Consider the following 14924-nt stretch of genomic DNA (forward strand, 5'->3'; position numbering starts at 1 on the left):
ATGTTTCCTGTTCCGGCGGCTGGCCGAGAGCAGGGTGCACCATAACCAAATTAGGGTGGAACCACGAGCCAAGCGCACTCGTCCCTTTTCCGGGACGGGTGTTTTTTGCGCTTTCATTTTAAGAAATGGAGAGTGGTTCACATGAGCAAACAAGAAAACAGTAACTCAGCAAGCAACAAATCAGGTAACGAAATAAACAATCAAGCAAATGATCTTCAACCATCCAGTCATTCCATTGAGGTCCGTCTGCAAGGTGGCGCGGTACGTTCTTACGAAGCAGGTATCACTGTAGGTGCGGTTGCCTCATCTATCAGCACAAGCCTGGGAAAACAGGCTATTGGCGGTATTGTAGATGGTCAAAATGTCGATCTCGATTGGGTGCTCAAGCAAGATTGCGAACTTGTTATCGTTACTTTGGACAGTGCGGAAGGTCTGTATCGTTATCGTCACAGCGCAGCACATGTGCTCGCACAGGCGCTCAAACGCATCTACGGTGCAGAACAAGTGAAACTGGGTATCGGCCCAGTCATTGAAGATGGATTCTATTACGATGTTGATCTGGAGCATGCCTTGTCCATTAGCGATCTGGCTGCCATCGAGCGGGAAATGAACAAAATCATTCAGGAGAATCATAAGATCAGTCGCCGGGTCGTTAACCGGGAGGAAGCCCTCCGTATCTTCGGAGAAATCCAGGACCCCTACAAGCTTGAACTCATTCAGGATCTGCCAGAGGATGCCGAACTTTCGATCTATGATCAAGGTGAGTTCTTCGATCTGTGTCGTGGTCCCCATCTCCCATCCACTGGTCGAATCAAAGCGTTCAAGTTATTAAATGTCGCTGGTGCGTACTGGCGGGGTAACTCGGATAATAAGATGCTGCAACGCATTTACGGCACTGCTTTCCCGAACAAAGCCCAACTGGATGAACATCTGCACATGCTCGAAGAAGCAAAGAAACGGGATCATCGTAAACTTGGCAAAGAGCTTGAACTGTTCATGTTCTCCGAAGAAGCGCCCGGCATGCCCTTCTATCTGCCCAAAGGTATGACTGTTCGCACTGAACTGGAGCAGTTCTCCCGTGAGTTGCAATTGCAGGAAGGGTATCAGGAAGTTCGGACTCCTCTCATGATGAACAATCGTCTGTGGGAGCAATCCGGTCACTGGGAGCATTACAAGGACAACATGTATTTCTCTGAAGTAGACGATGCCACTTTTGCACTGAAACCGATGAACTGTCCTGGGCACATGCTGATCTTCAAAAACACACTTCATTCCTACCGCGAATTGCCCATTCGCATGATGGAATTTGGTCAGGTTCACCGTCATGAATTCTCAGGTGCCCTGAACGGCATGATGCGTGTGCGGACATTCTGCCAGGATGATGCTCATCTCTACGTCATGCCAGAGCAAATCGAGGACGAGATTAATCAGGCGATCTCACTGATCGGACGTATGTACGATATCTTTGGATTCGAATATAAGATTGAATTGTCCACTCGCCCGGAAGATTCCATGGGATCGGAAGAGCTGTGGGATCAAGCCGAAAGAGCATTGCAAAATGTACTGGATCGCCGCGGCGTGGAGTATCGCGTTAACGAAGGAGACGGTGCCTTTTATGGACCGAAAATTGACTTTCATATCCTCGATGCGCTGAAGCGCAGCTGGCAGTGCGGAACAATCCAGCTTGATTTTCAAATGCCGGAGAAGTTCGACCTCACTTACATTGGCGAGGATAGCCTGAAACACCGTCCGGTCGTGATCCATCGTGCCATCTATGGTTCCATTGATCGTTTCATCGGCATTCTGACTGAGCACTATGCAGGAGCGTTCCCACTCTGGCTCGCGCCTGTGCAAGTGAAGCTGCTGCCTGTATCAGATCATTACGCAGACTATGCACTCCAGGTACAGAGCCAACTCCGGGCTGCGGGCATTCGGGTAGAAACAGATCTGCGCAGCGAGAAGCTCGGGTACAAAATCCGTGAAGCCCAGATGGAAAAAGTGCCTTATTCGCTCGTGCTTGGTGAGAATGAGAAAAATGCCTCATCCGCTTCTGTCCGTGCATACGGTCAGGGAGATCAAGGCATCCAACGTATTGAAGCTGTTATTGAAATGATCCAACAAGCTGTGAAGGCAAAAGTCTGAACCTCATCCGCATTACAACTTCTCGTCAGGCTTCAGCCCCACCTGTTCTTCGCTCCACGTCCAGAAACGCTCAGCTGAAGCATCATCAACGGCATGTGCCTTCAGCTGCTGCTCTTTCTGTTGATAGAAGTAACGACCGGTGATGCCGACGACTTCAGGACTTGTGGCCAGATAAACAGCCGTTCGCGCCCCTTCTTCAGGGGACAGAAAGAATGGAAGTTTACCTGCAAACGCCATAATGCGTGTGCCAAATCCAGTATTGCGATCTACGCCAATACTCGTTCCCACCGCACCAGGGTGTAGACAGTTCACTGTGACAGACGTACCTGACAGTTTGCGAGCTAGTGCACGAGTGAACAGCACGTTCGCCAATTTGGATTGAGCATAACTTTTGATCGGATTATAACCTTTGTGCAGATGTGGATCTTCGAAATGGATTTTGCCGGCCTTGTAAGCACCTGACGAAACGTTCACAACCCGTCCCTGCTTCGCGGCTTTCAGAGGCTCTGTCAAAAGTAAGGTCAGCAGGAAATGCCCCAGATGGTTAATGCCGATACTCTGTTCGAACCCGTCTGAGGTTTCCTTCCGCTTGACCATCACCACCCCCGCATTATTAACCAGAACGTCAAGGCGATCATGACGCTCGCGGAATGCGCGGGCAAACTGGCGTATACTTTCGAGTGAACCCAGGTCACACAGCATCAATTCAATCGCAGAAGAACCGGACTGACGCACAGCTTCCTGAAGAGCCTCCTGTCCGCGCTTCTCACTGCGGCATGCCATGATTACGTGATATCCTTGTCTTGCAAGTTCAACGGTGGTTGCCAACCCCATACCTGAGTTAGCTCCTGTTACAATTGCTGTCTGATTGGACATGAGGTACTTCCCTTCTGAACCTGAGGTTCCGAAATTAGAGGCGCAACGACGGACAATATGAGATAATGATAGGATCACATCTCGGTTTCCATGGGAGGACAAGTATGCTGACCAAAGAAGATTTTAAAAAAGTTAAAAAACAAGCCAAACTTGAAATCGCAATACTCGAACAGGAATATCAGGAAATCTTGCAGAACGTTGATTCTACGCTGTATGAAAAATACGGTATTTTGGACAAAGAAGAAACACGTGAGCTCACCCGAAAACGCAAAAACCGAAGATATGCTTCACTGGTCATCGAACTATGCGCCATTACTGAACAAATGTTACATCAACTGTACAGAGACGTATATCAGAAAAAGTTTAATTCGACCCAGCTGATGAAAACTCCTGCCTACCGTGCACGCTCCAATATGGAGATTATTCAGGCCGAACTGAGTAAAGAGTTCATTGCTCTGGAATCCGAAAAAGAACACTTTGCTGAAGCCCTTAGCCTGGTGTTTCAGACGAGGAACAAACTTGTCCATGATAATTTCTCATTTGTCACTATCGTTAAGGATGGCAGTAATGAAGAAGAAACGTTCGAAGCGCTGCTCCATACGGTAAAAAAATATAGAAAACACTTAAAATATAATCGCCCTGAATAACAACAATCATTGCTAAAAAAGAAAAGGAGGTGTACCGGACTACGGTCCGGATAACCATGAGCCATCCAACAACTTCGATTACTGTGCTAAATCTTCAGATTCCCACACCTTCCGGGAACAGCCCCATATTCCCCGTCATGCTTCGTGATGTAGATGGCGTTACCTTGGTGGATACGGGCATGATTGGACAATTTTCCGAACTTCAATCTGCATTGGAACAAGAGGGCGTACAACTCTCGGACGTCAAACGTGTGATTATTACCCATCAGGACATCGATCATATCGGTAATCTGGGCGCTCTGCTTGATGCTATTCCCGATCTGGAAATCTGGGCACATGCCGATGAGATTCCATATCTAACCGGTGAGAAGCCTTTGATCAAATTCACGCCTGAACGTCGTGCTCTGCTGCCCGCGCCCGTTTTGGCACTGGCAGACCAACTGCTCTTGCAGCTGCCTGAAGTGAACATTAGTAAAACTCTGGCGGACGGAGACTTGTTACCCCTTCAAGGTGGTACACAGGTCATTCATACACCGGGACATACGCCAGGTCATATCTGCCTGTATTTCGGAGAGCAACAGTTCCTGCTCGCTGCCGATGAACTTCGTGTGGTTGATGATGAACTGGTTGGCCCTGCACCACAAGCGACACCGGACATGCCTGAAGCGCTGCGAAGCCTGAAGAAACTGACCAACCTTAAGCTCAATAAGGTTCTCTGTTATCACGGTGGAGAGTACACGAATGATCCGACTCAGCGCATTGCCACACTTGCGGAGAGCGCAGAGTAAGTAAAGAACGCGGACTTGTGAGTGCTTTTGAATGACACAAGCATCCTATTAACGCTGTTTCTCTTCGTGCGGCATTGTGCGTTGTAGCTCATTCAAGATTAGGATGACACATACATTACAATCAAGGAGCTGTCCCAATGTCATGAACTTGACAGGGACAGCTCCTTTAATTAATTAACCACTCACTTCTACTACTCTACTGCACTGGTGTTGACCGTACGGTAGCACCTATTGCGCACACTATTCATACAGAAATGCACGCAGTATCTTATATTGCACCACGGCATGTGCACAGTATCTTTCCCCTGCCCGTTTGGCAAAACAATTCACCGGAAAATCCGTAACGTAAGTGTCTACTTTCTTCACAGAGTTTCACCTTTAATGAATTAGGCACAGTCTAAACGCTATAGTTGTTTTGTAACGAATCTCAGACACCCTATACGCAGTATTTTGAGTATCAAGTTTTTCTAACGAACTCCAGACACCCTAGTTACTCATTTCATTCGTTTTTCGGCAGGTTTCTAGTGAATTTTGGCGATATAGCGCGGCTGAGGTTCGTTAAATTCTACGACCGCCACCAAACCTCTATTTAAGGTGCGTCATGTTCGTTAGAAAAATTTTATTTAGATCGATTCAGATTCAGATTCAGGGCACTTCAGTCAGGGCTTTGGTTCAAGATAAGCGGCAACCGTTCGTTTTAAACTCACTCCATTCGCTACCTTACGGCGAGACCAATTCGGTGCGACGCTGTCCTGCAACACTGACTTTATCTCCATTGACCCCGACTCAGCTCTCCGGAGTTAGTACAATCAGCTTGTCATCTCCATCACGTGGCGATCCTCGTCCATCCCGATTGTTCGTAAGCACATATAACTTCCCGTCCTCACCAGCACTCACATTACGAATCCGGCCCCATTCATCTTCGAAGATGGGTTCCACCTTCTCCACCTGTGTGCCATCTTCCGAAAGAGTGACCTTCAGCAGCTGCTCTCCACGCAGATTTGCAGCAATCAGTGATCCAGCCCAAGGTCCTTCTTCTACAAAAGCTACACCAGACGGCGCCCATGTATCGTTCCCACTATGTGCAAGCGGAGCCTGATATGCGCCATTGTCATCGTCGTCTCCTTCTACCTCGGGCCAGCCATAATTCTCCCCGGCCACAATCCGGTTGATCTCATCATGATTACGCTGACCATGCTCCGTGGAATAGAGGTAACCGTTGTCCGGATTCCATGCCAGTCCCTGTGCGTTGCGGTGTCCCATACTGTATACAGGTGAATTCGGCCATGGGTTGTCTACCGGGATCGATCCGTCGAGACCTATCCGCAATATTTTACCTCCAAGGCTATCTTCGTTCTGTGACAATTCCGGTTCATAGCGCTCACCTGTCGTGATATAGAGCAACTTGTCCGGGCCAATTTTGATCCGCCCACCATTATGATTTGTTCCACCTGGAATGTTACCAAGCAACTCTTGATCTATGACGGCTTTGCCATCATTCACCTTGAGGCGTAACACTCGATTGGCAATGTCATCGCCTTCCAGATAGGAGTGGTAAGCATACAAGTAACCGTTCTCCTCAAAGTCCGGATCTGCTGCAAGCCCCAACAGACCTCCCTCACCTTCTTCATTAAACGGGGCTGAGAATTCAATCAGTGGTTCAGGGGCTAGTTTTCCATCTTCAATGACCCGAATCGCACCAGGGCGTTCCGTTACAAACATCCGACCATCAGGCACACTCACAATCTCCCATGGTGCATTCAATCCTTCAACCAGAACGGAAGCCTGATACGGAATAACCGTCTCTCCCTGCGCTCCACTCTCGTTTCCACTTGCACCGGTATTACCTCCATTGGCTGTCTGTCCCTGACCGGTTCCCTGCCCCTGAGACGTTTGCCCTCCCCCTCCCGTTGAGGGTTCACCTGAAGAACATGACGCTGTTAACAGTGCCACACTTAATAATGAAGCATACAGCGGAACGGTTACTCGATTATTCATGATTACATCTCCCTTCGTATATCGTTCTTTTGTATAAAATAAACAAGTCAAGCTTCAACGTATTGTTAATGTATTGTTCGCTATAGTTGTGGTGTTATTATTCATCTGTATAGCGGTTTCGCCCTGTATTACCCTTCATATCAGCCGCTTAAACCGAGAATTCAAAGGATTCCGAGGATATGAAATCACTGCGGTTTGGAATTCCATCATAATCTTTTATAATAGAAGAATAGTATGAATGGAAAGGTGGACAACTACACTTATGAATCAAAACCCTTTATCTCGTCTTGAAGCCGATCTGTCCGGGCAAGGATTGGACGCCATGCTGATCACAGATCCAAAACATATCTACTATTTAACTGGATTTGCGAGCAATCCGCATGAACGCTTCCTCGGTCTGGTTCTGGCACGTGGCGAAGAACCCTTGTTGATCGTACCTGCGCTTGATGCTGAAGCTGCCACAGCCGCTTCCTCGGTATCCAACATTGCCACTCACACGGATACGGATAATCCCTACGCTTTATTTGATCGTTATCAGGGGCGCTTGGGCCGGGTAGGTCTCGAAAAAGAATACGTGACGGTCGCACGTTATGAACAACTGACCGCCGCGCTAGGTGCTGCCAGCTTTGAAGATGTTGGCCCCCTGCTTCGCACATTACGTGTGAAAAAAACACCTGATGAGGTAGCACGCATTCGCCACGCCATTTATCTGATTGAAGAAACATTGCGTCAAGGACTCTCTCATGTTCGCACAGGTGTAACCGAGATCGAACTTGTCGCCGAGATGGAGTATCAGATGAAAAAGCTGGGTGCCGATGGCCCTTCCTTTGATACCATGGTGCTCACGGGACCCAAAACAGGTCTGCCACACGGTACACCGGGTGAACGGAAACTGCAACATGGTGACCTGTTGATGTTTGACATGGGTGTGTATGCTGGAGGGTATGCCTCGGATATCACGCGTACATTCGCTTTTGGTGATATCTCACCTGAACTCAAAACTATCTATAACACTGTGCTCGCAGCGAACGAAGCTGCTATCCAAATCGTGAAACCAGGCATTACCTGCGCCGAAGTGGATCGTGCAGCACGCCAGGTCACGGAAGAAGCGGGATACGGCGAGCGTTTTATGCATAGAGTAGGCCATGGATTGGGTATCGACGTACATGAGTATCCTTCTCTCCATGCAGAGAATATGGACATCCTGAATGAAGGTACCGTATTCACGATTGAACCGGGCATCTATACCGCAGCAGGCGGCGTCCGTATCGAAGATGATGTACTTGTGACCGAGACGGGTGTGGAAGTTCTGACAACATATCCAAAAGAACTGCAAATCCTTACTGACTAATCCAATTGGATGTATGTCAAAAACAGACCATATACATCAATGCTCAGCCGATATTATGCATCATGAACTAAACTGCACGAGCCTGTGCTGAACTATATCTTCAAAATAATATACTCTTTTCGCGTACGCCTCAGGCCTGTATACAGAAAAAGTAGCACGTACACACGCGAACGAAAAAATCCCGCAAATCCATGAATATCATGGGTTGCGGGATTTTAATTAATACAAAGCATATCCTAAATTACTCCGTCTGCTTTCTACGTAATTTTATTCCTGCTCACTCATTTACCATTAGTCAAACTCATGCGTGATATCTTGCCAAGACTCCAGCTGTGGCAGCTGTTGCTTCCCCCAGTAATCTAGAAACCATTGAATAATCCCAGTCGTATCTGTTGTTCTGCAGCTGTAATGTCGGAAACCGCCCTCGCCTTCCTGCAAACGAATCTCCGCCACCATTTGCCCCGGTTCCTCAAGCGCAGCAGCCTGCATATACATACTTCCCTCCACCAGCTCGGAAGGTACAAGTACTACGAATTCCTGCAATTCCAGATTGGAGATCAACTCCACCAATAACGAGGCATTAATGCTATCATTCTCGTAGGTTGTGCCATTGCTTTCCAGTGTATAACGCAGTGTAGAGTACATGTGCGATTCCCCTTTGTATGAAAATCATCTTTCCTAATGATACACGCTTATAACGACAGGTCGTTTATATTATAACTTTTTCATAAAAATGTAAAAAGGATTTTTCTTGTTTCGGGTCTTTTCTATGAAAAAAAACCCTTGCAGAGTCCGAATTACAATTGACTGCGCAGAGTTTTTTTTTAAGTGATACTCTTTGAATACTGTCTAAGCTTCATCCTTAAACTTAAAGCTACGTGCCGCATACAGAAACGGCGTTCCAACCGCAGTTAATACAAATTTGATAATATACGTTGTCAGGAAGATTTCCAGCCAAACATCCCAAGGGTAGATGAACGCAAACGCGATCGTGCAGAACACCAGTGTATCTACAAATGAACTGATGATCGAACTACCGTTGGTGCGAATCCACAACTGATTGCGCCCTGGAGCCACCTTGCGTAGCCAAGAGTACAATCGAACATCCAGGAACTGACTGATAAAATAAGCTGTCAGACTTCCGAGTGCCAGACGTGGCAGCAGACCAAATAATGCTTTCATCGAATCCTGTGCAAAGTCCGTCGGTGCCGGTTCAAAGAACAATACCATCTGCATCAGAACCGTCGTCATGATAAGCGTGAAAAATCCAAACCATACGGCTTTGCGTGCCTCACCTGGTCCATATTTCTCATTGAGAAGGTCACTGGTCAGGTACATGCTGACATACATCGTGTTGCCTAACGTCAGTACGATTCCCATGATATCTATCGTTTTGGTCACCTGAATGTTGGCTATAACCGTAGCCACACCAATCCAGGCATAGAGACCTTTTTTACCGAACAAGCGGTAACACAGCAGGAAAAATCCATAAGTTACGAGAACAAAAACTGCTCCCCACCCTAAGTTAAACATAAATACATACACTGCCTTCCTAGTTTTGATTACGCGGGATGGTTACGAACCGCGGTTTGGCTCAGGGCCAAAACATGAATACTCTATCACATTTCTCGTCCCATGAACAGAACTAAATAACTCCAAGTGTGCCTGAGTGAATACGATCCCTGCTATATTCCTCCCATGTCCTCTCGACCATACGACTGTTTTTGTATCTCCTTGCCTTGCACCATGTATCGAAAAAGAAGACTGCATCACACACCGTGTAAAGTATAATTTGATTGCCACAAAAAACCGCCCTCCGGATTCCTCCGAAGGACGGCTTTTCTCACTAGATTTGTAGACGGCTCTAGCTATCTTAATGTGAGCTTCTATCTAATCCATTCTGTATTAAGCCTGAGCCGCAGAATCCAGCTCACGACTCTGATCGTTAAACGTGTCCCGATCGTTTTCCTTCAAAATTCTGCTCGTTACGAGTCCTGATGTCATCGACCCGTTCACGTTAAGCGCTGTACGACCCATGTCGATCAGCGGCTCCACGGAAATGAGTAGTCCAACCAGAGCCACAGGCAGATTCATGGTGGACAATACGATAAGGGAAGCGAAGGTTGCCCCGCCGCCAACGCCAGCCACACCAAACGAACTGATCATGACTACGAGGATCAAAGTCACAATGAAGTCCCAGCTCAGCGGGTCGATGCCGACCGTCGGAGCAATCATAACCGCCAGCATGGCCGGATAGATCCCGGCGCAGCCGTTTTGCCCAATTGTAGCCCCAAAGCTTGCAGACAGGTTCGCAATGCCGTCCGATACGCCGAGTTTCTTCGTCTGTGTCTCCACATTCAGCGGGATCGCCGCTGCACTTGAACGGGACGTAAAGGCAAATACCAGTGTTGGCAGCACCTTCTTCAAATACGTAATCGGGTTGAAGCCGGACAGAGAGATAATGATCAGATGAATAATAAACATCACGATGAGGGCCACGTAGGACGCAATGACGAATTTGATGAGCTTTAATATCTCTTCCGCATTGGTTGTCGCCGTTACCTTTGTAATCAGTGCTAGAATCCCGTAAGGCGTAAGCCTCAGCACCAGCGTAACAATTCGCATAACCACCGCATATACCGCATTAACCATACCGCGGAACGTCTCCGCCTGCTGAGGTTTTTTGCGATCCAGTCCAAGTACGGCTACACCGATGAACGCGGAGAAGATAACCACCGCCAGTGTGGATGTACGACGTTCTCCTGTCATATCTGCAAATGGATTCGAAGGAATGAATTCCAGCACTTGTTGCGGGATGGTCTGATCCTTCACATCAACAAGCCGTTCCTCCACCTTCTGAATCTGCGCATTCTCCCGGTCTCCTCCTTGAATCTCAATGGAAGTCAGGTTAAAGCCAAGGCTCGTTACAATGCTGACACCTGCGGCAATCGCTGTGGTGATCAACAGAATGGCAATAATGGAAACACTCATCTTGCCGAGATTTTGTTTGCCCTTCAGATTCATAATGGCCGAGATGATGGACACCATGATCAATGGGATCACGACCATTTGTAACAAACGAACATATCCTGAACCGACCAGATTGAACCAATCGACTGATTTCGTAACTACATCAGAACCTGATGTGTACACCAATTGAAGAATAACCCCGTACACAACCCCCAGTCCCAAACCCGCAAATACGCGTTTTGTAAAGGAGATATGCTTTTTCTGCATCCAGTAGAGGATGCCAAGTAAGGCAAGCATAACCACTACATTCAATATGACTAGAAAAGTATCCATTTCTTTTAAATCCTCCTCAGGTATGTGTGTAACCGGAAAATATCCGATTTTCTCTTTTATCTTTTGTACTTCCGACAAAGACATTTTACAATATAACATATAACAAACTATTCTGGTAGGTATTAATTGATATTATGTAATATGCATGTAACAGATTCATCTATTTCTGAAAAAAATACACCAAATCGTGAAAATTGTGCTATTCAACCTCCGGTTAATTTTGTAATATAGGTATATCCGCTTATTCCCAAGTTTTCTCAACGTTTAATTTAGGTCTTTCTTCATTGGTAGATAGGTCTTATGATTACGGAAAAGCGACAATGTTAATGAACTTGACGTGAAAGGATGATCATATGTTTCGTAATCGCACCGTTGCCGGTAAAATCAGAGGCACCTTGTTCCTCGTTCTGCTGGTTGCTTCCCTGTTGTTCAGTATCAGTTTTTATGCCGTATCGATGAATATTATTCAAAGCTATGTGCTGCCGCAGTTTGACAAAGTCCTAAACACGTCCATTCAGGATATATACAAGAATACTTCAGCATCCAAAATCCTACAGGTACAGAGTGGCGGAGCCGGTTCTGAAGGTGCTGCCATGACCGTGGAATCGTATCTGGCAGATAAAGCAAAAGAACATAATTTGGATGCGGCTTACGTTGTTGCTATTCAAGATGGCACAGCCAAAGTGGTTGTTGCCAACTCTTCCTCAGGCATGAAAGCCCAGGATGAGATCAGTGTAGAACCCGCAATGAATGCAGCTATTGAAAACAAAGAAATGGTAATCAGCGAGGTCTACTCCGATTCCTTTGGTGTACATAAAGCAGCCTTTATCCCCATTGCAGGAAGTAACATGATTATGGCTGTGAGCATGGATGCCCAGTTCATTCAAGACAAGATTACTCAAATTTTCTGGTTGTGTCTTGGGATTACAGCATTAGTGTTTGTGCTCGGCTGGCTTATCTCCACTAGTATGATCAAAAGAGTTACCAAACCAATCATCAAGCTTGTCCAACATAGCAAACAAATATCCCAGGGTGATCTGACCGCTGAACTAGAGATCAAAGGTAAAGATGAAATTGCCCAGCTTGCCGCAAGCTTCCAGACGATGACGCATAACCTGAAAGAAATGATTAGCCGTGCCTTGTCCACGTCCAATGAAGTTGTATCAGGCTCCAATGACCTGCTTCAGCGGGTTGAATCGATGTCCGGTATGGTTCGAAACTCCAGCCGCTCCGCAGAAGATGCAGAAAAAGGCAGCATCAGCATTGCGTCAAGCGCATCCGAGAACGCCAGAGCCATGGAAGAAATTACGCAAGGTATCATGCATATTGCTTCTTCTTCCGCTGAAGTGTCTGACCAGATTGGTGAAGCAGCCAACGAGGCAGTTAACGGTAACCGACTGGCTCAGAATGCCATTGAGCAGATGGAGCGTGTAGGCCAGACAGCAAGCGAATCGTTGCGTTATGTGGAAACTATGAATGAACGTTCGGTAGCTATCGGCACCATTGTTGCTTCCATTTTTGAAATCACCAAACAGATTAACATGCTGTCACTCAATGCCTCCATTGAAGCAGCACGTGCCGGAGAGCATGGCCGCGGATTCGCTGTTGTTGCTGGAGAAGTTCGCAAACTTGCCGAGCAATCCAAGACAGCCACCGAAGAAATTTCGGATTATCTGGGTACCATTCGTGAAGACGCTGAACGCTCGGTTGACGCCATGAACCGTGTAACCCAGGAGATTGGTTCAGGCACAACGGTCGTTCAACAAGCAGGCTCAGCCTTCCAGCAATTGAATGAATTGATTCAGAACGTGAATCTGACCATTCAGACCGTCTCTGCTTCTACACAACAGGTATCTGCTGGTGCTGAAGAAGTGAGTGCATCCGTTGAAGAAACGGCACAGATTACGACCAAATCCCGTGAAAGTATGTTACAGATTGCTTCAACAGCAGATCTTCAGCTCAGCGAGATGGATTCACATTCGAATACAGTTCGTCATCTGCATGAACAAGCTGTAGAGCTGCAATCCGCTATGAAAAATTTCAAAATAAACTAACAGGTTAACCATTAACCTATCATCACCTGTTTTAAACCTCATTTAATCATAGGATATACAATACCCCCATGCCGCTAACATTCCGTTTCTAGAGAACGGTTTGTCGGACATGGGGGTATTGTTGTTTCACTCGGGTGCCTGAACACCCATAATCTCGTAAACGCGCTTCATATCCAATGCCGAACGCAACGATTCGGCTACCCGATCAAACTCCATCTCCTTACGCTCATGTACACTATATGTCTCCTGAAGTGGAGCCAGTCCCTTTCCTGCACGCAAGGCATTCAGCCACGAACGTCGGAATTGATCACTTTCAAACAAACCATGCAGGTAGGTTCCCCACACGCTGCCATCTACTGAGCCCCAGCCTTCTTGGAAAGGTTGGCCACCTGGATGCGAGATTTCAAACAACGCGGTTACACGTTCAGGCTCGTGGCACTCCGTAACACCCATATGAATCTCATATCCATTAACAAGTAATGAAGCATCTGTTACATCTTGCTCACCATACAGACGAATCGGGTGATCAGGCTGCACCCGTCCGGAAGCTCTGACGGTCTGCTTTTCCTGAAGAAACGTTGTCGACAGCGGGAGCCAGCCAAGCCCTTTCGCTTCCTGGATCTGATTCGCCTCCACAGCAAAGGGGTCCTTCAGATGACGTCCCAGCATCTGGTATCCGCCACATATCCCTACAAGCTGAACATGCTCACGCTCGGTCTGACTGGCAATCGCCTGCTCCAGCCCAGACTCACGCAGAAATGCCAGGTCACCTATGGTATCCTTCGTACCCGGTAGAAGAATGGCATCCGGACTGCCCAATTCCTCTGGCGAGGTCACGTAACGCACATTCACATCCGGTTCACGGGAAAGTGCATCAAAGTCTGTAAAGTTGGAAATTCGTGGATATCGGATCACCGCCAGATCCAGCTCGGTTTTGCCGGATTTCCCATGACGCATGGAGTCCAGTACCACTGAATCCTCTGCTTCAATCTGAATATCTCTTATGTAAGGCAATACACCTAGTACTGGAATGCCTGTCCGTTCTTCGAGCCAGTCGAGTCCTGGTTGCAACAGGGACAGATCACCGCGGAACTTGTTGATAATGAATCCTTTGACACGCGCCGCCTCATGGGGTTCCAGCAGCTCTAGCGTACCTACAATGGAAGCAAACACTCCGCCCCGATCAATATCGGAGATCAGAATCACCGGCGCATCGGCCCAGCCTGCCAGATTCATGTTGACGATATCCCGGTCCTTCAGATTGATCTCGGCCGGACTGCCCGCTCCTTCCATCAGCACCACATCATAGGTGTCCCGCAATCGGTTCAGCGCATCCATCACCGTCTGCTTTGCTTCAGGCAGGAACTTCTGGCGATAATCTGATGCACTCATCTGGGCAAAAGGTACACCTTGTACCACGATCTGAGAATGCATGTCCCGCACAGGCTTGATCAGGATCGGATTCATATCCGTCGTGGCTTCAATACCGCAGGCTTCGGCCTGCGCGCCTTGGGCACGGCCAATCTCCTTACCGTCTTCTGTTACGTAGGAATTCAGTGCCATATTCTGTGACTTGAACGGGGCTGGCTTGAAGCCGTCCTGCTTAAATATACGGCACAGCGCCGTTGTGATGACACTTTTGCCTACATCGGAAGCCGTTCCTTGCAGCATCAGTACCGCCGCTGGTTGTGATGGCCTATCTTCCACGCTCTCTCCCCCTGTCTCCGTGTTATATCCAGATCACCTTGCTACCAACCTCATGCAT

12 protein-coding genes are annotated in these 14924 nt (G+C 47.6%); 5 read left to right on the forward strand and 7 right to left on the reverse strand.

The features are described from left to right. Nucleotides 1-141 precede the first annotated feature (141 nt). Nucleotides 142-2142, forward strand: coding sequence for a threonine--tRNA ligase (gene thrS / locus MKY44_RS29085; RefSeq protein WP_341010023.1), 2001 nt, complete (start codon nt 142-144; stop codon nt 2140-2142). Between the two features lie 12 nt (nt 2143-2154). On the opposite strand, the gene MKY44_RS29090 is transcribed toward thrS, so the two are convergent. Continuing rightward, entirely contained in the window at nt 2155-3018 is an 864-nt protein-coding gene (locus MKY44_RS29090; protein ID WP_341010024.1) for an SDR family oxidoreductase, read from the reverse strand. Nucleotides 3019-3122: 104 nt separating this feature from the next. Between MKY44_RS29090 and MKY44_RS29095 the strand changes: the two genes are divergently transcribed. Further along, the gene (locus MKY44_RS29095; RefSeq protein WP_341010025.1) at nt 3123-3665 is read left to right on the forward strand and encodes a hypothetical protein; all 543 of its coding nucleotides are present in this window, start codon (nt 3123-3125) and stop codon (nt 3663-3665) included. A gap of 56 nt (nt 3666-3721) precedes the next feature. Continuing rightward, nucleotides 3722-4453, forward strand: coding sequence for an MBL fold metallo-hydrolase (locus tag MKY44_RS29100; RefSeq protein ID WP_341010026.1), 732 nt, complete (start codon nt 3722-3724; stop codon nt 4451-4453). Nucleotides 4454-4693: 240 nt separating this feature from the next. On the opposite strand, the gene MKY44_RS29105 is transcribed toward MKY44_RS29100, so the two are convergent. Next, nucleotides 4694-4819 carry a hypothetical protein gene (locus tag MKY44_RS29105; protein ID WP_341010028.1) on the reverse strand — a complete coding sequence of 42 codons (126 nt, stop codon included), beginning with the start codon at nt 4817-4819 and terminating at the stop codon, nt 4694-4696. A gap of 420 nt (nt 4820-5239) precedes the next feature. Continuing rightward, nucleotides 5240-6451, reverse strand: coding sequence for a PQQ-dependent sugar dehydrogenase (locus MKY44_RS29110; protein WP_341010029.1), 1212 nt, complete (start codon nt 6449-6451; stop codon nt 5240-5242). A gap of 262 nt (nt 6452-6713) precedes the next feature. Here MKY44_RS29110 and MKY44_RS29115 point away from each other — a divergent pair, with 262 nt between their 5' ends. Further along, nucleotides 6714-7802 (forward strand): M24 family metallopeptidase, encoded by a 1089-nt coding sequence (locus MKY44_RS29115; protein ID WP_341010030.1) that lies wholly within the window; start codon nt 6714-6716, stop codon nt 7800-7802. Nucleotides 7803-8093: 291 nt separating this feature from the next. Here the strand turns inward: MKY44_RS29115 and MKY44_RS29120 are convergent, their stop codons facing one another. From MKY44_RS29120 to MKY44_RS29130, 3 genes are all read right to left on the reverse strand, one after another. Continuing rightward, complete coding sequence (locus tag MKY44_RS29120; protein ID WP_341010032.1) at nt 8094-8447, reverse strand: hypothetical protein; 354 nt, start codon at nt 8445-8447, stop codon at nt 8094-8096. A gap of 204 nt (nt 8448-8651) precedes the next feature. After that, nucleotides 8652-9335, reverse strand: a complete 684-nt coding sequence (locus MKY44_RS29125) for a queuosine precursor transporter (RefSeq protein WP_341010033.1) — start codon at nt 9333-9335, stop codon at nt 8652-8654. Nucleotides 9336-9707: 372 nt separating this feature from the next. Further along, nucleotides 9708-11105 carry an L-cystine transporter gene (locus tag MKY44_RS29130; RefSeq protein WP_341010034.1) on the reverse strand — a complete coding sequence of 466 codons (1398 nt, stop codon included), beginning with the start codon at nt 11103-11105 and terminating at the stop codon, nt 9708-9710. A gap of 353 nt (nt 11106-11458) precedes the next feature. On the opposite strand from MKY44_RS29130, the gene MKY44_RS29135 reads away from it, so the two are divergent. Beyond that, entirely contained in the window at nt 11459-13159 is a 1701-nt protein-coding gene (locus MKY44_RS29135) for a methyl-accepting chemotaxis protein (protein WP_100527909.1), read from the forward strand. A gap of 126 nt (nt 13160-13285) precedes the next feature. Here MKY44_RS29135 and MKY44_RS29140 read toward each other — a convergent pair whose 3' ends face one another. After that, nucleotides 13286-14830, reverse strand: a complete 1545-nt coding sequence (locus MKY44_RS29140) for a cobyric acid synthase (RefSeq protein WP_341010302.1) — start codon at nt 14828-14830, stop codon at nt 13286-13288. Nucleotides 14831-14924 lie beyond the last annotated feature (94 nt).

The sequence above is a fragment of the Paenibacillus sp. FSL R7-0026 genome, assembly GCF_038004485.1.
Classification (GTDB): domain Bacteria; phylum Bacillota; class Bacilli; order Paenibacillales; family Paenibacillaceae; genus Paenibacillus; species Paenibacillus xylanexedens_A.

Excerpts from the sequence above, each read along its gene's own strand:
- thrS (WP_341010023.1), top strand. The coding sequence starts at position 142 with ATGAGCAAACAAGAAAACAGTAACTCAGCAAGCAACAAATCAGGTAAC.
- MKY44_RS29090 (WP_341010024.1), bottom strand. The coding sequence starts at position 3,018 with ATGTCCAATCAGACAGCAATTGTAACAGGAGCTAACTCAGGTATGGGG.
- MKY44_RS29095 (WP_341010025.1), top strand. The coding sequence starts at position 3,123 with ATGCTGACCAAAGAAGATTTTAAAAAAGTTAAAAAACAAGCCAAACTT.
- MKY44_RS29100 (WP_341010026.1), top strand. The coding sequence starts at position 3,722 with ATGAGCCATCCAACAACTTCGATTACTGTGCTAAATCTTCAGATTCCC.
- MKY44_RS29110 (WP_341010029.1), bottom strand. The coding sequence starts at position 6,451 with ATGAATAATCGAGTAACCGTTCCGCTGTATGCTTCATTATTAAGTGTG.
- MKY44_RS29115 (WP_341010030.1), top strand. The coding sequence starts at position 6,714 with ATGAATCAAAACCCTTTATCTCGTCTTGAAGCCGATCTGTCCGGGCAA.
- MKY44_RS29120 (WP_341010032.1), bottom strand. The coding sequence starts at position 8,447 with ATGTACTCTACACTGCGTTATACACTGGAAAGCAATGGCACAACCTAC.
- MKY44_RS29125 (WP_341010033.1), bottom strand. The coding sequence starts at position 9,335 with ATGTTTAACTTAGGGTGGGGAGCAGTTTTTGTTCTCGTAACTTATGGA.
- MKY44_RS29130 (WP_341010034.1), bottom strand. The coding sequence starts at position 11,105 with ATGGATACTTTTCTAGTCATATTGAATGTAGTGGTTATGCTTGCCTTA.
- MKY44_RS29135 (WP_100527909.1), top strand. The coding sequence starts at position 11,459 with ATGTTTCGTAATCGCACCGTTGCCGGTAAAATCAGAGGCACCTTGTTC.
- MKY44_RS29140 (WP_341010302.1), bottom strand. The coding sequence starts at position 14,830 with ATGCTGCAAGGAACGGCTTCCGATGTAGGCAAAAGTGTCATCACAACG.